21 protein-coding genes are annotated in these 19333 nt (G+C 60.5%); 10 read left to right on the forward strand and 11 right to left on the reverse strand.

Features of this window, described 5'->3' with window-relative positions; all coding sequences use genetic code 11:
• Nucleotides 1-19: 19 nt before the first annotated feature.
• The 3 genes from rnk to cyaY all read right to left on the reverse strand — a co-directional run bounded on the left by rnk (nucleotide 20) and on the right by cyaY (nucleotide 1133).
• Nucleotides 20-433: a nucleoside diphosphate kinase regulator gene (gene rnk, locus BFL40_RS17455; RefSeq protein ID WP_071485158.1), complete on the reverse strand. Its 414-nt coding sequence runs from the start codon at nucleotides 431-433 to the stop codon at nucleotides 20-22.
• A gap of 131 nt (nucleotides 434-564) precedes the next feature.
• Nucleotides 565-783 carry a DUF1289 domain-containing protein gene (locus BFL40_RS33105; protein WP_074851640.1) on the reverse strand — a complete coding sequence of 73 codons (219 nt, stop codon included), beginning with the start codon at nucleotides 781-783 and terminating at the stop codon, nucleotides 565-567.
• A 2-nt stretch (nucleotides 784-785) separates the two neighbouring features.
• A complete protein-coding gene (cyaY, locus tag BFL40_RS17460; protein WP_071485159.1) occupies nucleotides 786-1133 on the reverse strand; it encodes an iron donor protein CyaY in 348 nt (115 codons plus the stop codon).
• Between the two features lie 237 nt (nucleotides 1134-1370).
• Here cyaY and lptM point away from each other — a divergent pair, with 237 nt between their 5' ends.
• Genes lptM through BFL40_RS17485 form a run of 6 tightly spaced genes read left to right on the forward strand, consistent with a single transcriptional unit; the run spans nucleotide 1371 to nucleotide 5951 of the window.
• Nucleotides 1371-1532 (forward strand): LPS translocon maturation chaperone LptM, encoded by a 162-nt coding sequence (gene lptM, locus BFL40_RS33115; protein WP_074851643.1) that lies wholly within the window; start codon nucleotides 1371-1373, stop codon nucleotides 1530-1532.
• Between the two features lie 13 nt (nucleotides 1533-1545).
• A complete protein-coding gene (gene lysA / locus BFL40_RS17465; protein ID WP_071485160.1) occupies nucleotides 1546-2793 on the forward strand; it encodes a diaminopimelate decarboxylase in 1248 nt (415 codons plus the stop codon).
• A 3-nt stretch (nucleotides 2794-2796) separates the two neighbouring features.
• On the forward strand, nucleotides 2797-3627 hold the full coding sequence (dapF, locus tag BFL40_RS17470; RefSeq protein WP_071485161.1) for a diaminopimelate epimerase: 831 nt from the start codon (nucleotides 2797-2799) through the stop codon (nucleotides 3625-3627).
• Between the two features lie 13 nt (nucleotides 3628-3640).
• Nucleotides 3641-4357: a DUF484 family protein gene (locus BFL40_RS17475; RefSeq protein ID WP_071485162.1), complete on the forward strand. Its 717-nt coding sequence runs from the start codon at nucleotides 3641-3643 to the stop codon at nucleotides 4355-4357.
• A 2-nt stretch (nucleotides 4358-4359) separates the two neighbouring features.
• The gene (gene xerC / locus BFL40_RS17480) at nucleotides 4360-5259 is read left to right on the forward strand and encodes a tyrosine recombinase XerC (RefSeq protein ID WP_071485163.1); all 900 of its coding nucleotides are present in this window, start codon (nucleotides 4360-4362) and stop codon (nucleotides 5257-5259) included.
• A complete protein-coding gene (locus BFL40_RS17485) occupies nucleotides 5256-5951 on the forward strand; it encodes an HAD family hydrolase (protein ID WP_071485164.1) in 696 nt (231 codons plus the stop codon). Before xerC ends, BFL40_RS17485 begins: the two co-directional genes overlap by 4 nt.
• Before the next feature lie 108 nt (nucleotides 5952-6059).
• On the opposite strand, the gene sutA is transcribed toward BFL40_RS17485, so the two are convergent.
• From sutA to glnK, 4 genes are all read right to left on the reverse strand, one after another.
• Nucleotides 6060-6392 carry a dormancy-specific transcriptional regulator SutA gene (gene sutA / locus BFL40_RS17490; RefSeq protein ID WP_071485165.1) on the reverse strand — a complete coding sequence of 111 codons (333 nt, stop codon included), beginning with the start codon at nucleotides 6390-6392 and terminating at the stop codon, nucleotides 6060-6062.
• Between the two features lie 103 nt (nucleotides 6393-6495).
• Nucleotides 6496-6921 carry a secondary thiamine-phosphate synthase enzyme YjbQ gene (locus BFL40_RS17495; protein ID WP_071485166.1) on the reverse strand — a complete coding sequence of 142 codons (426 nt, stop codon included), beginning with the start codon at nucleotides 6919-6921 and terminating at the stop codon, nucleotides 6496-6498.
• A 212-nt stretch (nucleotides 6922-7133) separates the two neighbouring features.
• On the reverse strand, nucleotides 7134-8474 hold the full coding sequence (locus BFL40_RS17500; protein WP_071485167.1) for an ammonium transporter: 1341 nt from the start codon (nucleotides 8472-8474) through the stop codon (nucleotides 7134-7136).
• A gap of 34 nt (nucleotides 8475-8508) precedes the next feature.
• The gene (gene glnK / locus BFL40_RS17505; protein ID WP_002555808.1) at nucleotides 8509-8847 is read right to left on the reverse strand and encodes a P-II family nitrogen regulator; all 339 of its coding nucleotides are present in this window, start codon (nucleotides 8845-8847) and stop codon (nucleotides 8509-8511) included.
• 420 nt (nucleotides 8848-9267) lie between these two features.
• Here glnK and BFL40_RS17510 point away from each other — a divergent pair, with 420 nt between their 5' ends.
• Both BFL40_RS17510 and BFL40_RS17515 read left to right on the forward strand, forming a co-directional pair.
• Entirely contained in the window at nucleotides 9268-9528 is a 261-nt protein-coding gene (locus tag BFL40_RS17510; protein WP_038843546.1) for an accessory factor UbiK family protein, read from the forward strand.
• Nucleotides 9529-9683: 155 nt separating this feature from the next.
• Nucleotides 9684-11180: a YifB family Mg chelatase-like AAA ATPase gene (locus BFL40_RS17515; RefSeq protein WP_071485168.1), complete on the forward strand. Its 1497-nt coding sequence runs from the start codon at nucleotides 9684-9686 to the stop codon at nucleotides 11178-11180.
• Here BFL40_RS17515 and BFL40_RS17520 read toward each other — a convergent pair.
• Nucleotides 11177-11761: a TetR/AcrR family transcriptional regulator gene (locus tag BFL40_RS17520; protein WP_071485169.1), complete on the reverse strand. Its 585-nt coding sequence runs from the start codon at nucleotides 11759-11761 to the stop codon at nucleotides 11177-11179. The two genes, BFL40_RS17515 and BFL40_RS17520, sit on opposite strands and share 4 nt — an antisense overlap.
• Before the next feature lie 112 nt (nucleotides 11762-11873).
• Here BFL40_RS17520 and BFL40_RS17525 point away from each other — a divergent pair, with 112 nt between their 5' ends.
• Nucleotides 11874-12788, forward strand: a complete 915-nt coding sequence (locus BFL40_RS17525; RefSeq protein ID WP_174555577.1) for an ABC transporter six-transmembrane domain-containing protein — start codon at nucleotides 11874-11876, stop codon at nucleotides 12786-12788.
• A gap of 3 nt (nucleotides 12789-12791) precedes the next feature.
• On the opposite strand, the gene BFL40_RS17530 is transcribed toward BFL40_RS17525, so the two are convergent.
• Together BFL40_RS17530 and BFL40_RS17535 are read right to left on the reverse strand one after the other, a co-directional pair.
• Nucleotides 12792-14768 carry a methyl-accepting chemotaxis protein gene (locus tag BFL40_RS17530; RefSeq protein WP_071485170.1) on the reverse strand — a complete coding sequence of 659 codons (1977 nt, stop codon included), beginning with the start codon at nucleotides 14766-14768 and terminating at the stop codon, nucleotides 12792-12794.
• Nucleotides 14769-14945: 177 nt separating this feature from the next.
• On the reverse strand, nucleotides 14946-15866 hold the full coding sequence (locus tag BFL40_RS17535; RefSeq protein ID WP_071485171.1) for a LysR substrate-binding domain-containing protein: 921 nt from the start codon (nucleotides 15864-15866) through the stop codon (nucleotides 14946-14948).
• Nucleotides 15867-16016: 150 nt separating this feature from the next.
• On the opposite strand from BFL40_RS17535, the gene BFL40_RS17540 reads away from it, so the two are divergent.
• The gene (locus tag BFL40_RS17540; protein WP_071485172.1) at nucleotides 16017-17420 is read left to right on the forward strand and encodes a NorM family multidrug efflux MATE transporter; all 1404 of its coding nucleotides are present in this window, start codon (nucleotides 16017-16019) and stop codon (nucleotides 17418-17420) included.
• Nucleotides 17421-17494: 74 nt separating this feature from the next.
• Here the strand turns inward: BFL40_RS17540 and BFL40_RS17545 are convergent, their stop codons facing one another.
• Nucleotides 17495-19159 carry a putative bifunctional diguanylate cyclase/phosphodiesterase gene (locus BFL40_RS17545; protein WP_071485173.1) on the reverse strand — a complete coding sequence of 555 codons (1665 nt, stop codon included), beginning with the start codon at nucleotides 19157-19159 and terminating at the stop codon, nucleotides 17495-17497.
• Nucleotides 19160-19333: the final 174 nt, after the last annotated feature.

Consider the following 19333-nt stretch of genomic DNA (forward strand, 5'->3'; position numbering starts at 1 on the left):
CAGCTCTTTAGAGACTCTTTTAAAGAGGGAAAGCGCCACCGTCTTTCGGCTGACCTTCAACGCTGAGCAGCTCAAGCTTGAGGGTCTTGCCACCCGGTGCGGGCCAGTCGATATGCTGACCCACTTGCAGGCCCAGCAATGCGCTGCCCACCGGCGCCAGGATCGAAATCTTGCCTTCGTCGGCATTCGCGTGTTTCGGGTAAACCAGGGTCAGGTGGTAGTCCTTGCCACTACTTTGTTCACGGCAATGCACGCTGGAGTTCATGGTCACGACTCCCGCAGGCACTTCATCGTGGCCAACCACATCTTCGGCGCGGTCAAGTTCGGCTTGCAACGCTTCAACACCTGGAGACTCGTCGCCCAAGCGGTCGATCAGTTGCTCCAGACGCTGCACGTCAAGACGGGTGAGGATGATGGACGGTGCGGTGCTCATGGTTCAGGCAGACTCCTTTTTTCTGCACAAAAAAGCAAAACCCCGCCAGGAAAAGGCGGGGTTCTCACGGGCCTCGATGAGTTGAGGCGTACCCGGACACTAACACAGCGTCACAAATAAACAAGACGACCTCAGGCGCGGGCCCTGCGCTGCTCAGCCTCGGCACAGATCATCCGGCGCCGAGTATCGTCAGCGGAGCGCCATTCCCGGATGTCTTCCACGTGACGAAAGCATCCGAGGCACACTTTCTGCTCGTCCAGGCGACACAAACTGATACAAGGTGACGGCACCGCCGGGCTGACATTGCTGAACAACGGCTTGGGCGGGCGTACAGGTGCAGGCTGGGTCACAATCAGTTCTCGTCGGGGTTGAGCTCATCGAAGCCCAGCTCGACACCGGCTTGTTCCTGGACCAGGCGTGCAAGCATTTCGCTCAGCAACTCATCGCTGGTATCGCACTGCCAATTGTTGTCTTCTTCGTTGTAGTCGAAGTGAAAACCACCGGAACGTGCTGCCAGCCACAGCTGACGCAACGGTTCCTGACGACTGAAGATCAGTTGGGTGCCGTTTTCAAACTTGACGGTCAGCACGCCGGCCGAGTTTTCCAGGTCCACGTCCAGGCCGCTGTCGTCAAAAATGTCTTCCAACTTCTCCTGGGTCGCATCCACCAGGTCGTGAAAACGGGCTTCGGTCAAACTCATTGTGGCAACCTCAAAAGTGTCTGGTTTTGCTCAAGCGCCGCACGATACGGGCGAGTCTCGCCGATTGCAAAGGATACCGATTCATCACGGATGACGGCATGAAATATCCTCAGCGGGCGTAGTACGCCTCCCAACTATCTCGGCAAACCCCCGCCAGACGGGTATTCCGGCGCATAGGCAAGCTGGCAGGTGGTCGGTATACTCGGGCGCAATTAATGCATATTCAAGGATTTCGCCATGAAGCGCCTGATCTCTTCCCTTGCTGCGCTCGTCGCGGTCGCTTGCCTCGTTAGTGCCTGTGGTCAAAAAGGCCCGCTGTACCTGCCCGATGACAGCAAAGACCCGAATGACCAGGCGCAAACGTCGCAATCCAAAGCGCATAAGCACGACACCTACTAAGTAAGGGAAACCCATGGACGCTTTTAACTACCGGGACGGCGAGCTGTTCGCGGAAGGCGTGGCGTTGTCCGCGATTGCCGAGCGCTTTGGTACCCCGACCTATGTGTACTCCCGTGCGCATATCGAAGCCCAGTATCGCTCTTTCACCGACCCACTGAACGGCGTACCGCACCTGGTGTGCTACGCAGTCAAGGCCAACTCCAACCTGGGCGTACTCAATGTCCTGGCGCGTCTGGGCGCCGGTTTCGACATCGTGTCCCGAGGCGAGCTGGAACGTGTATTGGCTGCTGGCGGCCAGGCTGACAAGATCGTGTTCTCCGGCGTCGGCAAAAGCCGCGACGACATGCGCCGTGCCCTGGAAGTGGGCGTGCATTGCTTCAACATCGAATCCACCGACGAGCTCGAGCGCCTGCAAGTAGTTGCCGCCGAGATGGGCGTTCGCGCGCCGATCTCCCTGCGCGTCAACCCGGACGTCGACGCCGGCACCCACCCGTACATTTCCACCGGTCTCAAAGAGAACAAGTTCGGCATCGCCATTGCCGACGCCGAGGACGTGTACATCCGCGCCGCCCAGTTGCCGAACCTGGAAGTGCTGGGTGTCGACTGCCATATCGGCTCGCAACTGACTACCCTGCCACCGTTTATCGATGCCCTCGACCGCCTGCTGGCGCTGATCGATCGCCTCGGCGAATGCGGCATCTACCTGCACCACATCGACCTCGGCGGCGGCGTAGGCGTACGTTATCGCGATGAAGAGCCGCCGCTGATCGCCGATTACATCCAGGCCGTACGCGAGCGCACCGAAGGCCGCGGCCTGACGCTGATGTTCGAGCCGGGCCGTTATATCGTCGCCAACGCCAGCGTGCTGCTGACCCAGGTCGAGTACCTCAAGCACACCGAGCACAAGGATTTCGCCATCGTCGACGCGGCGATGAACGACCTGATCCGCCCGGCGCTGTACCAGGCGTGGATGGATGTGACTGCCGTCAAGCCACGCGCTGGCGAAGGCCGCAGCTACGACATCGTCGGCCCGATCTGCGAGACCGGCGACTTCCTGGCCAAGGAACGTCAGTTGACCCTGGAAGAAGGCGACCTGCTGGCCGTGCATTCGGCCGGTGCCTACGGGTTTGTCATGAGTTCCAACTACAACACCCGCGGCCGTGCCGCCGAGGTGCTGGTGGACGGTGATCAAGCGTTTGAAGTGCGTCGCCGTGAGACGGTAGCCGAGTTGTATGCTGGCGAAAGCCTGCTGCCGGAGTAAGCCATGCTGCTGCGTTTTACCAAGATGCACGGGCTGGGCAATGATTTCATGGTCCTGGACCTTGTCAGCCAACACGCGCACATCCTGCCCAAACACGCTAAACAGTGGGGCGACCGTCACACCGGCATTGGTTTCGATCAATTGCTGATCGTCGAAGCACCGAGCAACCCGGAGGTGGATTTCCGTTACCGGATCTTCAATTCCGACGGTTCCGAAGTGGAACAGTGCGGCAACGGTGCGCGCTGCTTCGCCCGCTTTGTGCTGGACAAACGCCTGACCGCCAAACGGCAGATTCGCGTCGAGACCAAGAGCGGTGTGATCGAGCTGGATATCCGCAGCGACGGCCAGATCAGCGTCAACATGGGCGCGCCACGCCTGGTGCCGGCGGACATTCCGTTTCAAGCCACCGAGCAGGCGACCCACTACGCACTGGAAGTTGATGGTAAAACTGTCGATATCGCCGCCGTGTCGATGGGCAACCCCCATGCTGTGCTGCGGGTCGACGACATCAATAACGCGCCAGTCCATGAGCTGGGGCCGAAGATCGAACATCACCCGCGCTTTCCGGCACGGGTCAATGTGGGTTTCCTGCAGGTGATCGACCGTTCCCGCGCGCTATTGCGCGTGTGGGAGCGCGGCGCCGGCGAAACTCAGGCTTGCGGCACCGGTGCTTGCGCCGCGGCCGTGGCCGCGATCAGCCAGGGGTGGATGGATTCGCCCCTGTTGATCGACCTGCCCGGCGGACGTTTGTCCATCGAATGGGCAGGTCCTGGTCACCCGGTGATGATGACCGGGCCGGCCTCGCGTGTATACGAAGGACAGGTCCGTCTATGAGTGAGCGAATCCAATGACCGATAAGCCTCAAGTACCCGCCGAAGCATCCCCGAGCGAAAGCCTGGAGGCCGCTGCTGTCGCGGCGTACCTTGAGGCTAATCCGGACTTTTTCGTCGAACACGAAGAACTGCTGACCGCCCTGCGTATCCCTCACCAGCGCGGCGATACCGTGTCGCTGGTGGAGCGGCAGATGAAGATTCTGCGCGAACGCAATATCGAAATGCGCCATCGGCTCTCGCATCTGATGGACGTTGCTCGCGACAACGATCGCCTGTTCGACAAGACCCGTCGCCTGATTCTTACACTGATGGACGCCAGCAGCCTGGAAGAAACGGTAATCGCCGTGGAAGACAGCCTGCGCCAGGACTTCCAGGTGCCTTTTGTCAGCCTGATCCTGTTCAGCGACAACCCGATGCCGGTGGGCCGCTGGGTCAGCGGTAGCGACGCGCAAACCGCGATTGGCGGCCTGCTTTCCGAAGGCAAGACCATCAGTGGCACCCTGCGCGAGCATGAATTGGACTTCCTTTTTGGCGCAGAGCAGCGCAAGCAGATCGGCTCCACCGCCGTAGTCGCCCTCAGCCATCAAGGCCTGCATGGCGTGCTGGCCATTGCCAGCCGTGACCCTGCGCACTACAAAAGCTCGGTGGGCACGCTGTTTCTGACCTACATCGCCGAAGTGCTGGGCCGCGTCTTGCCGCGCTTCACCACCGCCCTGCGCGCGGTGCGCTAGCCATGGAACGGCAACTGGACGCTTACTGCGCTCACCTGCGCAGCGAGCGCCAGGTGTCGCCCCATACCCTGGAAGCTTACCGGCGGGACTTGAACAAGGTTCTGGCGTACTGCGAAAAACAACAGATCGCCAGCTGGAAGGCCCTGGACATCCAGAGCCTGCGCAGCCTGATCGCGCGACTGCACCAGCAAGGCCAGTCCTCGCGCAGCCTGTCCCGCCTGCTGTCAGCGGTGCGCGGCCTCTATCATTACCTGAATCGCGAAGGCCTGTGCGACCACGACCCAGCCAATGGCCTGGCCCCGCCCAAGGGCGAGCGGCGCCTGCCCAAGACCCTGGACACCGACCGCGCCCTGCAACTGCTGGATGGCGCCGTCGAGGATGACTTCCTGGCCCATCGCGACCAGGCGATTCTTGAGCTGTTCTATTCTTCGGGCCTGCGCCTGTCGGAGCTGACCGGCCTGAACCTCGACCAACTCGACCTGGCGGACGGCCTGGTGCAAGTGCTCGGTAAAGGCAGCAAGACCCGCGTGCTGCCGGTCGGCAGGAAAGCGCGAGAAGCCTTGCAATTGTGGCTGCCGCTACGCCTCCTGACCAACCCGGCGGACGACGCGGTGTTTGTCAGCCAGCAAGGCCGACGCCTCGGGCCGCGAGCCATTCAGCTACGCGTCAAGCTGGCCGGCGAACGCGAGCTGGGGCAGAACCTGCACCCGCATATGCTGCGGCACTCCTTCGCCAGCCATATGCTGGAATCGTCCCAGGACCTGCGCGCGGTGCAAGAACTGCTCGGCCACTCCGATATCAAGACCACGCAGATCTACACCCACCTCGACTTCCAACACCTGGCAACGGTGTATGACAGCGCCCATCCACGGGCCAAACGCATCAAGGGCGGCGACTCATGAGTATCAAGCTGATCACCTTCGACCTGGACGACACCCTCTGGGACAACGTACCCGTCATCATCAGCGCCGAAGCGTCGATGCGTGAATGGCTGGCGACCCATGCTTCCAAGGTCGGCGACTTACCCCTGGAGCATTTCGCCAGCCTTCGCCAGCAGGTGTTGGAACGCCATCCTGAGCTCAAATACCGCATCAGCATCCTGCGCCAACGTGTGCTGATGCACGCGTTTGAAGAAGCGGGTTATCCACAGCCTGAGGCCACGCAAATGGCTGATGTGTGTTTCGAGGCGTTCATTCACGCCCGACACCAACTCACTGTATTCCCCGAAGCAGAACCCATGCTTCAAGCGCTGCGCCAACATTACCGGTTGGGGGTGATCACCAATGGCAACGCTGATGTGCAGCGCGTTGGTCTGGCGGACTACTTCCACTTTGCCCTGCGCGCTGAAGATATTGGTATCGCCAAGCCAGATGCGCGATTGTTTCAAGAGGCGTTACAGCGCGGCGGTGTGGACGCGAGTCAGGCGGTGCATATCGGCGATCACCCAGGCGATGACATCGCCGGTGCGCAGCAGGCGGGGCTGCGAGCGGTGTGGTTTAACCCGATGGGTAAGCCGTGGGACGCGGAAAAGCGTCCGGATGCCGAGATTCGCAACTTGGCTGAGTTACCAACACTGCTGAGCAGTTGGCAGTAACGCTATAGCGGCAACACATTTGATAGGTGGTGACCTGTAGGCGTTTGTTCCAAGCATGAAAAAGCCCGCAGCGACGGCGGGCTTTTTCTTACAAGCAGGTGGCTGACCTCAGATAGGTCGGCTGCCGTACTTGTTATCCGGCTTCTTCGGTGGATCAGCCACCACGTTAGCCTCGACTTCCTGCACTCTGCCGCCTTTAGCGAGGAATTCCTCCATCGCACGGGCCAGCGCATCGCGCTCTTTGTTCTTGGCTTCAACGCTCGGCAACTCATCTACCGAAACAGCGGCCTTGGCTTTGCCTTTGGCTACTTTGGCAGGTGCGTCATCGCCACCGTCATCGCCCTCGTCAGCAACGTCTTCGACTGCCGCCTCAAGACCCTCTTCGGTCTCGTCGTCGTCACCTACTTCGAGTTCGTCGTTTTCCAGATCATCGTCGCTCATGTTCTACCTCATGACTTGCGAAAAGCAGATTAGTTATAGCCCAGCTTCACCATCTGTCGAAGGTTGCCGGAAAAAAATCAACATCCACTGGATAACCAGTGGCTTATGCCCCATCACCGTGCAAGGTGGCGAGGACTTTACGAGCACCGCCATGATCACGGTGCTCGCCCAGATAAACACCTTGCCAAGTCCCCATCGCCAAGCGGCCGGCCTTGACCGGCAAACTCAGCTGGCAGCCCAGGAGACTGGCCTTGAAGTGCGCCGGCAGATCATCCGGACCTTCGTCGTTGTGTTCAAACCCTGCCCGGCCTTGCGGCACCAGCGAATTGAAAAAACGCTCAAAGTCACGGCGAACCGCCGGGTCGGCATTCTCGTTGACGGTCAACGAGGCCGAGGTGTGCTGCAGCCACAGATGCAACAGGCCCACGCGACAAGCCTTCAATTCAGGCAAGCCGGCAAGCAACTCATCGGTCACCAAGTGAAAGCCCCGGGGCTTAGCCCGCAGGGTTATCAGGGTCTGTTGCCACATACAGTTCTCCGCCCATCGGCGCGCATTCTAGCGCGCTCAGGGAAAAAACAAAGTGCCGAATACGCCTACATGCCTGTAAGACATTCGCACACTGAAAAGTACCGAGTGCACTCCATCACAAACTCTATGCAAAAACCGGTACAGCACCTTACGACTGACAAACACCAGACAAAAAAATGCCCGGCAAGCCGGGCATGTTTTTTTTCGCGTACTTACAAGTTGTAGCCGCGTTCGTTGTGTTGCGCCAGGTCGAGGCCGACTGCCTCTTCTTCGTCGGTAACCCGCAGGCCGATGACCGCATCCAGCACTTTGAGGATGATGAAGGTCACAATAGCCGTGTAGATCACGGTGAAGCCGACGCCCTTGCACTGGATCCAGACTTGCGCCGCGATGTCAGTGGTCGCCGCGTTGAAACCGCCCAGCGAAGGGGCAGCGAACACGCCGGTCAGGATCGCGCCGAGGATACCGCCGATACCGTGCACACCGAAGGCGTCCAGGGAGTCGTCGTAGCCCAGTTTGCGTTTCAAGGTAGTGGCGCAGAAGAAGCACACCACGCCCGCCGCCAGACCGATCACCAAGGCGCCCATCGGGCCCACGGTACCCGCGGCTGGAGTGATTGCAACCAGGCCGGCAACCACGCCTGAGGCAATGCCCAGTGCGCTTGGCTTACCGTGGGTGATCCACTCGGCGAACATCCAGCCCAGTGCGGCAGCAGCGGTCGCGATCTGGGTCACCAACATTGCCATACCGGCAGTGCCGTTGGCCGCAGCAGCGGAGCCGGCGTTGAAGCCGAACCAGCCGACCCACAGCATGGCCGCACCCACCAGGGTGTAACCCAGGTTATGCGGTGCCATTGGCGTGGTCGGGAAGCCTTTACGCTTGCCGAGTACCAGGCACGCCACCAGGCCAGCCACACCGGCGTTGATGTGCACCACGGTGCCGCCTGCGAAGTCCAGCACGCCCCAGTCGCCCAGCAACGAACCCGGACCGCCCCACACCATGTGGGCAATCGGTGCGTAGACCAGGGTGAACCAGACGCCCATGAAGATCAGCATCGCGGAGAACTTCATACGCTCGGCGAACGCACCGACGATCAGCGCAGGGGTAATGATGGCGAACGTCATCTGGAAGGTGACGAACACCGCCTCAGGGAACAGCGCCGCAGGGCCAGTAATGCTCGCTGGGGTCACACCCGACAGGAACAACTTGGACAGGCCACCGACAAACGAGTTGAGGTTGACGACGCCCGCTTCCATACCGGTGGTATCGAACGCCAAGCTGTAGCCGTAAACGAACCACAGGATGGTGATCAGACCGGTGATGGCAAAGCACTGCATCATCACGGAAAGAATGTTTTTGGAGCGAACCATGCCGCCGTAGAACAGCGCCAGGCCCGGAATGGTCATGAACAGTACCAGCGCGGTGGATGTGAGCATCCACGCCGTGTCGCCGGAATTGAGGACTGGAGCAGGGGCTGGGTCCGCCGCCAATGCCAGGGCCGGCATTACGAGGGACAACAGGGCTCCTAGCCCTGCGAATTTACGCAGAGTCATATTGTTTTCTCCTGGGGCGTTGGGGTTTGGCGGCTTAGATTGCGTCGGTATCGGTTTCGCCGGTACGGATGCGAATAGCCTGTTCCAGATTGACCACGAAGATCTTGCCGTCACCAATTTTGCCGGTGTTGGCCGCCTTGGTTATCGCCTCGATAACCCGGTCAAGATCCTTGTCGTCAATGGCGACATCAATCTTCACCTTCGGCAGGAAATCGACCACGTATTCCGCGCCGCGATACAGCTCGGTGTGACCCTTCTGCCGACCGAAGCCTTTGACCTCAGTAACGGTAATGCCCTGCACGCCGATCTCGGACAACGACTCGCGTACATCGTCCAACTTGAACGGCTTGATGATGGCAGTGACTAGCTTCATGAAAACTCTCTCCCGAATTGGTGGACTTGCCCCAGGAAAACAAACCCGTCTCAAGTCTAAGCGCAGTGCCTGGCTTTGTAACGCTTCGTCGCCTTGGCATTTGCCATTGCGACGTTCGCTAACCACTGGTGACGAAACACCTACCCCGCTCCGTCGGCGCACTGCATCGTCACAGCGACTGCATCAGTGCATGGGTCATGATCGTCTAAGCAGAAACCTTGCCAGCTCCGTAAAAATCACTGAAATCAGTCCTTTGCCCACTTATGCCCACCTTCGGGGCTCATTGATGACTGCAATGCGCACAAAAACAGTGCATCGCCGCCCAGCCCTCTGCGCGAAAAGCGTGCGCTTGATGAGGTGAAAAAGACTATAGACGCTGCGTGATACACTGCCCGCCAACAGTTTTCCGGAATATTTCCCATGCTCGCGCCCAAAGACCTCCTCGATGCCCTGAGCGGCCATGCCTCTCGCCTGTTCAGCGGCGACACCCCGCTGCCCCGCAATGAAATCGAAAGCCAGTTCAAGGCGCTGCTGCAAAGTGGCTTCAGCAAGCTCGACCTGGTGAGCCGGGAAGAGTTTGATAGCCAGATGGTAGTGCTCGCCCGCACGCGTGCGCGGTTGGAAAGCCTGGAGGCCAAAGTCGCAGAGCTTGAGGCCAAACTGACACCACCCGCTGAATAAACGCGATCAATGTGGGAGCTGGCTTGCCAGCTCCCACACAAGCGCTGCATTCCTGCCTTGGATACGTTCTGTAAAACCTCACCCGCCTCGCTTTTCCCTACCTCGTCTACCCTTGAAAAACCCGCAGGAAGCGGCCCGCCACTCAAGGAACGAGCATGTCCCTCGCCATCGTCCACAGCCGTGCCCAAATTGGCGTCGAAGCCCCTGCCGTTACCGTTGAGGTGCACATGGCCAATGGTCTGCCCTCCCTGACGCTGGTCGGCCTGCCGGAAACCGCGGTCAAGGAAAGCAAGGACCGCGTGCGCAGTGCCATCCTCAACTCCGCGCTGCAATACCCGGCCCGTCGTATCACCCTCAACCTCGCGCCCGCCGACCTGCCCAAGGACGGCGGGCGTTTTGATTTGGCGATTGCCTTAGGGATTCTCGCAGCCAGCGTGCAGGTGCCGGCGTTGATGCTTGATGACGTTGAATGCCTGGGGGAGTTGGCGCTGTCCGGCGAGGTGCGGGCGGTGAAAGGTGTGCTGCCGGCAGCGCTGGCGGCACGCAAGGCCGGGCGCGCCGTGATAGTGCCTCGGGCCAATGCAGAGGAAGCGTGCCTGGCATCGGGGTTGAAGGTGATTGCCGTCGATCACTTATTGCAGGTGGTGGCGCACCTGAATGGGCAGGTGCCGATTGAGCCCTACAAGTCCGACGGCTTGCTGTATTTGAACAAGCCCTACCCGGACTTGAGCGAAGTACAAGGGCAGTTAGCAGCCAAGCGCGCGTTACTGATCGCGGCGGCGGGTGCGCACAACCTATTGTTCAGCGGACCACCAGGCACCGGCAAAACCCTCCTCGCCAGCCGCCTTCCCGGGCTATTACCACCCTTGAGCGAGCAGGAAGCGCTGGAGGTGGCCGCGATTCAATCGGTGGTCAGCCTGGCGCCGCTGAGCCATTGGCCGCACCGTCCGTTCCGCCAGCCACACCACTCAGCATCCGGACCTGCGCTGGTCGGCGGTGGGTCAAAGCCACAACCGGGGGAAATAACCCTGGCCCATCACGGCGTGCTGTTTCTGGATGAATTGCCGGAGTTCGATCGCAAAGTTTTGGAGGTGCTGCGCGAGCCGCTGGAGTCCGGTCATATCGTGATTTCCCGCGCCCGCGACCGCGTGAGTTTCCCGGCCCGTTTTCAGCTGGTCGCGGCAATGAACCCCTGCCCTTGCGGCTATTTGGGCGAACCCAGTGGACGCTGCCGCTGCACGCCGGAACAGATCCAGCGCTATCGCAACAAACTCTCCGGGCCATTGCTGGATCGGATCGACCTGCACCTCACCGTCGCCCGGGAAACCACGGCACTCAACCCGCCCCAGCAACCTGGCGACAACACGGCGAAGGCGTCGGCGGAGGTTGCCGAGGCTCGGGAGCGCCAGCAAAAGCGTCAGGGCTGTGCCAATGCCTTCCTGGATCTGCCGGGGTTACGCGCGCACTGCAAACTGGCGAAAGCCGACGAAGGCTGGCTGGAAAGTGCCTGCGAGCGGCTCACACTATCGCTGCGCGCGGCCCATCGGTTGCTCAAAGTGGCGCGTACCCTGGCCGACCTTGAGCAGGTTGAGAACATCGCCCGGCATCATTTGGCGGAAGCACTGCAATATCGGCCGGCGGCGGTCGGTTAGAGCGCCTCGGGAAAGCCCAGCAGCAACCTCGCTACTTCCATCACCTCGTCCAGCGCGGCCTCTGCCGACTCGCTGGAAGGTTTGAGCATCAGGTCATCGGCGTAGCCCATCGCCACGGCAAAGATCTGGCGGGCGGCGCGTTTCGGCGAATCACAACGGAAAACGTGCGCAGCGACACCCCGCTCGATCACCTCGGCGAGCATGCCTTGCCATTGGGCGTTGATCACCAGATAAGCCTGGGCCATTTGCGGGTCGTGCATCGCCTCGTCCCACGCATCCAGCCACAGCGCCCAGCCAGCATCGGCCGTGCACGGCAGGCAATCGTACAAAAACCCTATCAGCGCTTCGTGCGGTGGCAGGTCTACCAATGGCGCGCGCACTTCATCCAGTTGTTCATTGGCAAAGCGCACAAAGGCTTCGCGGCGCAGTTCATTCCAGTCGCTGAAGTAGTGATAGACGTGGCTTCGCGACAGCCCGGCGTGCTCGGCCAAATCACGGGTGGAGACATCGGCGAAACCCTTACTGCGAAACAACTCCAGGGCGGCAGCGATGATCTGGTCTTTACGGTCGATACGCGACATGGGCAATTCCTTCGGGCACCGGCAGATAAGCGGCGCTTGCTTTTTGAGCGATCGCTCAAGGATACTTGAGCAGTCGCTCAATAATAGCGCCTATCACTCCTTTGGTGAACCCATGTCATCCGCTACACCACAAATTCTGATCGAAGAAAGTAAGAAAATCGGCCAGCAATCCGCCGGCCAGACCCTCAAGGCGATTGCCAAGGCCTACCCCGGCAAGCTGTTCTGCACGCTGTCGCTGGTGGCGCTGGAGAATGCGTTGTTGCTGGCCTACCCACTGTTTGCCGGGTTCGCGGTGGATTCAATTATCCGTGGCGATGCCAGCAGCGCGCTGTTCTACGCCTTAGTGGTCATGGCGTTCTGGGTGGTCGGGGCTGCGCGGCGGGCGCTGGACACCCGCACGTTCACGCGGATCTACGCCGACCTTGCGGTACCGGTGATTCTTAACCAGCGCCAGCAAAATCACAGCACCTCGAAATCCGCGGCACGGGTGGTGCTCGCGCGGGAGTTCGTCGACTTCTTTGAAAAGCACGTGCCGATCATCGCCACGGCGCTGGTGTCGATTATTGGTGCGGCGGTGATGTTGATCGTGATTGAGCCATGGGTAGGCATGGCGTGCCTGGCCGCACTGTTGCTGTGCATCACGTTACTACCACGCTTTGCCCAGCGTAATCAGGAGTTGCACGAGCGTCTGAATGACCGCCTGGAGAAAGAAATTGGCCTGGTGGAAAAAGTGGGCGCACCGACCTTGCACCGCCACTACCACGTGTTGTCACGCCTGCGCATCTGGCTTTCAGACCGCGAGGCCGCGGCGTACCTGTTTCTCGGCGCGTTGGCAGCCCTGCTGTTTGTGGTCGCGATCAGCCAGTTGGCCCTGTCGCCAGCGGTCAAGGCTGGCCACATCTACGCGGTAATGACCTACCTGTGGACCTTCGTCACCAGCATGGACGAAGCGCCAGGGATGGTCGATCAACTGGCGCGCCTGAAGGACATTGGCAAGCGCGTGGACCCCGGCCTCGGCGACCACTAAACCTCAACGAAACCGATCCACCTCATGCCGCAAATCGGCCGCCAAGGTTTCCAATTCCTTGGCGGTAATGGCCAGGTTCGACACCACTTCGCGCTGTTCGCTGTTGGCCAGCGCGATGCTTTGCAGGTTGCTGCTGAGCACGTTCGCCGTGCTGCTCTGTTCCTGGGTTGCCGTGGTGATCGCTGCAAATTGCTGGCCGGCCGAGCGGCTTTGCTCGTCGATACGCGCCAGCGCCGAAGCCACGTCGGCATTGCGCGACAGGCCCTCCTGCATCAGCACATTGCCGTGTTCCATGGTGCTGATGGCGTTGCCGGTTTCCTGTTGGATGCTTTGGATCATCCCGGAAATTTCGTCGGTAGCCTGACGGGTACGCGACGCCAGGTTGCGCACCTCGTCGGCGACCACAGCAAAACCACGGCCCTGCTCACCGGCTCGGGCGGCTTCGATGGCAGCATTCAGGGCCAGCAGGTTGGTCTGTTCGGCGATCGAGGTGATCACGCCGACGATTCCGCCGATCTCCTGGGAGCGTTGACCCAGGGTGTTGATCACTGTGGCCGTGCTGTTCAGTGCGGTGGCGATATGTTCCAGCGACGACGACGCCTCTTGCATTGAGGTTCGGCCAATGCGGGTCTGTTGCGCGTTCTCCTGGGCCAGTCGCTCGGTATTGCCCATGTTGTCGGCGATGTTCAACGAGGTGGCGCTGAACTCTTCAACCGCGCCAGCCATGCTGGTGATCTCGCCGGATTGCTGCTCCATGCCTTCATACGCACCGCCCGACAAACCGGACAGCGCCTGGGCACGGCTGTTGACCTCTTCGGCCGCCTTGCGGATATGCGAGACCATGGTCGACAGCGCTTCGCCCATCTGGTTGAAACTGCGCGCCAACTGGCCGATTTCATCATGGCTGGACACGCTCAACCGTGCGCTCAAGTCGCCCGCACCCAGGGCTTCTGCCTGTCGCACCAGGTCACTCAGGGGCTGCAATTTACTGCGAAGCAACCAGACCGCCGCGCCCACCGCCAGCAACATCGCCAACACGCTGCCAATCACCAGGCGGATACCCACCGCCCAAGTGACCGCACGGATTTCAGACTTCGGCATGGTTGCCACCACCGCCCACGGGCCGCCCTCGAATGGCACCGAGACGCTGTAGAAATCTTCGCTCTTGTCGCTCCAGAAGCGCCCTTCGCCAGGCGTCTTAGCCAAATCCAGCATCACCGGGACCGCCTGATCCAGCGCCTGCACGCCCGCCGGCGGCACCAGCCAGTGTTTCTGCTCATCCAGCAAGGCCAGGGAACCGGTCTGGCCGATACGGAAGCGCTTGAGGTTATCGAACTGGGCTTTTTGCGCGTCGGTGTAGTCGAAACCGACAAACAGAACCGCGATGACCTTGCCGGCACTGTCACGCACCGGCGTGTATTGAGTCATGTAGGAGCGTTCGAACAACACCGCCCGGCCGACATAACTCTGCCCGGCCAGCAGGCGTTGATAAGCCGGATGCTGGTGATCCAGCGCGGTACCGATGGCACGGCTGCCATCCTGTTTGGTCAGGGACGTACTGACGCGGATGAAGTCTTCACCATTACGCACAAACACCGTGGCCACGCCGCCTGACGTGTCCTTGAACTCATCGACTTCATCGAAATCGTTGTTCAGCAGATCGCTGCCCAGGTACAGGCTCGGAGTCTGCACGCCAGCCACTGCCACCTGCTGGTCCGCCCGCACACTTAAGCCTGCGCCGAAGCGCTTTTCAAACAACCCGCTCAAACGCTGAGTACTCTCGCGCAAGGTGCTGTGGAACGTGTTGAGTTGGTCGGCGAGCAAACGCGCCTCGCTGGCCAAGTGTTCCTCTCGGGTGTCGAGGTTGGCGGAGTCGAGGGAACGCAAGGCAAAGACGGTACTGCCGCTGATAACGACAGCCAAAATCACGGCCAAGGCAAGGCCTAACTGGGAGGCGATCCGAGCGCGAGGTTGAGACATGACAGCTCCTGGCCGAGGCCAGGATCATCCTGATCTCATAGCGCTGCTCGGCAAATTATCGGGTGGGAAGCGTTAGTGCACGATGGTTCCAACACCCCTTCTTCGGCGGGCGTGGTCAATACTTGAGCGATTCACAGGGGCATCGCGCAAACGATTGCACGAACGCTCTCTATCAGCTCAATCCAGGCGCTCAACCCGAGGCAATTCCATGGCGTTGACTTCACCCTGAAGAAACTCCGCCAAACGCCTCAGACGCTCACCGCCAGGTCGGGTTTTCGGCCACACCAGATAGTAATTTTCGCCACTGGCCACTGCTGTCGGCCACGGCAGGCTCAATCGCCCCTGGGCCACGTCTTCGGCCACCATCAGCAGGTCGCCCATGGACACGCCGTAACCCCGCGCCGCTGCGATCATGCCCAGCTCAAGGGTATCGAACACCTGCCCGCCCTTGAGCGATACCTGGGACGACAACCCCATACGCTCCAGCCAATTGCGCCAATCGCGGCGGTCGGGCGTGGGGTGCAGCAACTCGGCGGTCGCCAGGCGTGCGGCATCCCAAGGCCCGTCATTCAGCAAGTTCGGTGCGCCCACCGGGATCAGCAATTCGGGAAACAGGTAGCAGGCCTCCCAGTCCGCCGGAAAGTGCCCGTAGCTCAGCAGCACTGCGCAGTCGAAAGGCTCCTGGTTGAAGTCCACTTCATCCACGCTCATCCACGCACTGGTCAGTTGCACCTCATTGCCAGGCTGCAAAGCCCGAAAACGACTCAGGCGCGCCAACAACCAACGCATGGTCAGGGTCGACGGCGCCTTCATACGCAGGATGTCGTCTTCGGCATTCAAGGTATGGCAAGCCCGCTCCAGCGCGGCGAAACCCTCACGCACGCCGGGCAGCAGCAGGCGCGCCGCTTCGGTGAGCTGCAAGGTGCGGCCGCTGCGCTGGAACAGGCGGCAGGCGAAATGCTCTTCAAGCGTGCGGATATGTCGGCTGACCGCACTTTGTGTAATCGACAGCTCTTCCGCCGCCCGCGTGAAGGAGTTGTGCCGGGATGCCGCCTCAAATGCGCGCAGGGCATACAGCGGAGGGAGACGACGAGACATTTAGAAAATTCCTACAGGGCAGTACCGCACCCTAGCAGATTCAATAGACATGAGTTTTAGTCATGCCAACGATCGCTTTTATCCTTTTGTGAAATGCGTCGAGAGCGCCGAGAATCAACCCTTCCCCAACCCTCTGACTTTTTGAGCGTGATGATCATGCAGCATCCTGCACGTACCGAACTCTGGGCCATTCTACGGCTGTCGGGGCCGTTGATTGCCTCACAGTTGGCGCACATGCTGATGGTGCTGACCGACACCCTGATGATGGCCCGCCTGAGCCCCGAAGCCCTGGCCGGTGGTGGCCTCGGCGCGGCGAGTTATTCGTTCGTGGCGATTTTTTGCATCGGCGTGATTGCTGCCGTGGGCACCCTTGTGGCGATTCGGCATGGCGCCGGCGACATCGAAGGTGCCACCCGCCTGACCCAGGCTGGGCTTTGGCTCGCCGGGTTGATGGCGCTGGCGGCCGCTGTGCTGCTATGGAACCTCAAGCCCGTGCTGCTGATGTTCGGCCAGACCGAAACCAACGTGCACGCCGCGGGGCAATTCCTGACGATTCTGCCATTCGCCCTGCCCGGCTACCTGAGCTTCATGGCCTTGCGTGGCTTTACCAGTGCCATCGGCAAGGCCACCCCGGTGATGGTGATCAGCCTGTGCGGTACGGTGCTCAACTACCTGCTCAACCATGCTTTGATCGAGGGCATGTTCGGCCTGCCGAAACTGGGTTTGATGGGCATCGGCCTGGTGACGGCTATCGTCGCCAACAGTATGGCGTTGGCGTTGATGTGGTACATCCGCCATGACCGCGCCTATGCGGCTTACCCACTCGGCAAAGGCCTGTTGCGCCTCAACACTCAGTATTTGCGCGAGCTTTGGCGCCTGGGCCTTCCGATTGGCGGTACTTATGCGGTGGAAGTCGGGTTGTTTGCCTTCGCGGCGCTGTGCATGGGCACCATGGGCAGTACGCAGTTGGCTGCGCACCAGATCGCCCTGCAAATTGTCTCGGTTGCGTTCATGGTACCGGCGGGGATGTCGTACGCGGTGACCATGCGCATCGGCCAGCATTACGGCGCCGGGCAGTTGCTGCATGCGCGCATGGCGGGTCGGGTCGGCATAGGGTTTGGCGCAGCGGTAATGTTGGGATTTGCTGCGGTGTTGTGGCTATTTTCCGACCCTCTTATCGGACTATTCCTCGACCATAACGACCCAGCCTTCCATGACGTCATCGTTTTGGCCGTCAGCCTGCTGGCCGTAGCGGCCTGGTTTGAATTGTTCGACGGCGTGCAGACCATCGCCATGGGCTGCATCCGTGGGCTGAAAGACGCCAAGACCACCTTCCTGGTTGGATTGGGTTGCTATTGGCTGATCGGTGCACCGGCCGCCTGGTTGATGGCTTTCACCTTGGGTTGGGGGCCGACCGGCGTGTGGTGGGGTTTGGCGCTGGGCCTGGCCTGCGCAGCCGTCAGCCTGACTTGGGCGTTTGAGGCGAAGATGAAGCGGATGATTCGACGGGAGCCGGAAACTCATGGCTCGTTTCAGGCCGTACAGGCGGAGTAAAGGTCTACTCAGTCAGAACATGTGGGAGCAAGTCCGCTCCCACATTTTTGATTGGGCTTACAAAGCTGGAAGGCCTAGCCCAATAGCGCCTGCTGGCTTTTGCCGAACGTCAGGTATTCCACCAGTTCAGGCAACGGCAACGGCTTGCTGATCAAATACCCCTGAGCCTGATCGCAACCAAATAAGCGCAACAACGCCAACTGCTCGGGCGTTTCCACACCTTCGGCCACCACCTCCAGGTTGAGGTTGTGAGCCAGGTTAATCATGGCGTGTACCAGCTTGCGGTTTTCTTCGCGCTCTTCCATACCGCCGACAAAGCTCTTGTCGATCTTCAACAACGCTATCGGCAGGCTGTTGAGGTGCACGAACGACGAAAAACCGGTGCCGAAGTCATCCAGGGAAAACCGCACACCGAGGCGACCAAGGGCATCCATGGTCTGCTTGACCAGGTCACTGCGGCGCATCACGGCGGTTTCGGTCAGTTCAAACTCCAGCCACTGCGCCTCCACGCCACGCTCGGCAATCAGCCGGCTAAGGGTCGAGAGCAACTGGCTGTCCTGAAACTGGCGAAACGACAGGTTGACCGCCATGTGCAGCGGCGGCAGGCCTCGTTCACGCAGGTCTTGCATGTCGCGCAGGGCCCGGGAGATGACCCAGTAACCCAGTGGCACAATCAAACCACTCTGTTCGGCCAGCGGCACAAATTCGCTGGGCGGCAACAGGCCGCGTTCACCGTGACGCCAGCGCACCAGGGCTTCCAGGCCAACGATATGCCCGTCGTCCAGGTCCAGCCGCGGCTGGTAGTGCAGTTCCAGCTCGTCACGGCGCAAGGCGCGGCGCAGTTCACTTTCCAGATCGGCCAGGCTGCGCGCGTTGCGGTTGATACGTTCGTTGAAGATATGAAAGGTGCAGCCTTGGGTGCTCTTGGCTTGCTGCATGGCGATATGCGCGTGCCACATCAAAGGGTCGGCACCGGCGCGGGCACGGGCATGTGCGACGCCGAGGCTGCAACCGATCAGCAGGCTTTCGCCATCCACCCAATAAGGTTCGGCCATGGCCTCGGTGATGCGCTCGGCCATCCATTCGGCACGCTGGGGCGCACGACGGGTATCAATCAGCAGGGCGAATTCATCGCTGCCCAGACGCGCCAGTTGATCCCCGGCTTCGAGTTGGCTCTTGAGCCGCGAGACCACTTGCAGGATCAACCGATCGCCGGCCTGGTGGCCGAGGGCGTCGTTTGCATGCCGAAAATTGTCGAGGTCAAGATGCCCGAGGGCCAGGCCGCGCCCTTCGTTCTCTGCCAGCCGCGCCGTCAGCAAGGTCTGGAAACCCTGGCGATTGGCGATACCCGTGAGCGGATCCTGTTCGGCCAGGCGCTGCAGGGTGTTTTCCAGCACACCCCGCTCGCGAACATGGCGCAAGCAGCGGCGTAATGTATCGATATCCAATACATTACGGATCAACCAATCGCTGACACCCAGCGGCGCAACCAATGGTTCCTCTTCCAACAGCAATACGCACGGCAAGCTGCAGCGGCCGGGGCCAGGTTGCAAACTGGGCGTGGTCAATAGAACGGCACTGTGGTCGTCATCGAACAGACGACTCACCGAGTCCCAGTTGGGCGCGCTGATCAGCACAGCCCCATCGCCCATCGGCGCCAGGCACTCGCGCAACAACGCTGCCCACGCTGGCTCATCGGCCAGTAGCAGCAAACGCAAGGGTTCGACAGGCGTAGACAAGCTAGCTCCCTAGACTCTGCAAGATTTCGTTGGCGGCGGGCATTATGACGTGCGACCTGATAATCACCAATGATAAGGGTTATCAAATACACGAGCTGCGGGCATTAGTCGCAGCCTAAGTCACAAAAAGCCCCCCACATCCTGCGGCAAAGTATCAAAACCGGCAAATTTAGA

This window comes from Pseudomonas costantinii (assembly GCF_001870435.1).
Taxonomy (GTDB): domain Bacteria; phylum Pseudomonadota; class Gammaproteobacteria; order Pseudomonadales; family Pseudomonadaceae; genus Aquipseudomonas; species Aquipseudomonas costantinii.

Excerpts from the sequence above, each read along its gene's own strand:
- rnk (WP_071485158.1), bottom strand. The coding sequence starts at position 433 with ATGAGCACCGCACCGTCCATCATCCTCACCCGTCTTGACGTGCAGCGT.
- cyaY (WP_071485159.1), bottom strand. The coding sequence starts at position 1,133 with ATGAGTTTGACCGAAGCCCGTTTTCACGACCTGGTGGATGCGACCCAG.
- lptM (WP_074851643.1), top strand. The coding sequence starts at position 1,371 with ATGAAGCGCCTGATCTCTTCCCTTGCTGCGCTCGTCGCGGTCGCTTGC.
- lysA (WP_071485160.1), top strand. The coding sequence starts at position 1,546 with ATGGACGCTTTTAACTACCGGGACGGCGAGCTGTTCGCGGAAGGCGTG.
- dapF (WP_071485161.1), top strand. The coding sequence starts at position 2,797 with ATGCTGCTGCGTTTTACCAAGATGCACGGGCTGGGCAATGATTTCATG.
- BFL40_RS17475 (WP_071485162.1), top strand. The coding sequence starts at position 3,641 with ATGACCGATAAGCCTCAAGTACCCGCCGAAGCATCCCCGAGCGAAAGC.
- xerC (WP_071485163.1), top strand. The coding sequence starts at position 4,360 with ATGGAACGGCAACTGGACGCTTACTGCGCTCACCTGCGCAGCGAGCGC.
- BFL40_RS17485 (WP_071485164.1), top strand. The coding sequence starts at position 5,256 with ATGAGTATCAAGCTGATCACCTTCGACCTGGACGACACCCTCTGGGAC.
- sutA (WP_071485165.1), bottom strand. The coding sequence starts at position 6,392 with ATGAGCGACGATGATCTGGAAAACGACGAACTCGAAGTAGGTGACGAC.
- BFL40_RS17495 (WP_071485166.1), bottom strand. The coding sequence starts at position 6,921 with ATGTGGCAACAGACCCTGATAACCCTGCGGGCTAAGCCCCGGGGCTTT.
- BFL40_RS17500 (WP_071485167.1), bottom strand. The coding sequence starts at position 8,474 with ATGACTCTGCGTAAATTCGCAGGGCTAGGAGCCCTGTTGTCCCTCGTA.
- glnK (WP_002555808.1), bottom strand. The coding sequence starts at position 8,847 with ATGAAGCTAGTCACTGCCATCATCAAGCCGTTCAAGTTGGACGATGTA.
- BFL40_RS17510 (WP_038843546.1), top strand. The coding sequence starts at position 9,268 with ATGCTCGCGCCCAAAGACCTCCTCGATGCCCTGAGCGGCCATGCCTCT.
- BFL40_RS17515 (WP_071485168.1), top strand. The coding sequence starts at position 9,684 with ATGTCCCTCGCCATCGTCCACAGCCGTGCCCAAATTGGCGTCGAAGCC.
- BFL40_RS17520 (WP_071485169.1), bottom strand. The coding sequence starts at position 11,761 with ATGTCGCGTATCGACCGTAAAGACCAGATCATCGCTGCCGCCCTGGAG.
- BFL40_RS17525 (WP_174555577.1), top strand. The coding sequence starts at position 11,874 with ATGTCATCCGCTACACCACAAATTCTGATCGAAGAAAGTAAGAAAATC.
- BFL40_RS17530 (WP_071485170.1), bottom strand. The coding sequence starts at position 14,768 with ATGTCTCAACCTCGCGCTCGGATCGCCTCCCAGTTAGGCCTTGCCTTG.
- BFL40_RS17535 (WP_071485171.1), bottom strand. The coding sequence starts at position 15,866 with ATGTCTCGTCGTCTCCCTCCGCTGTATGCCCTGCGCGCATTTGAGGCG.
- BFL40_RS17540 (WP_071485172.1), top strand. The coding sequence starts at position 16,017 with ATGATCATGCAGCATCCTGCACGTACCGAACTCTGGGCCATTCTACGG.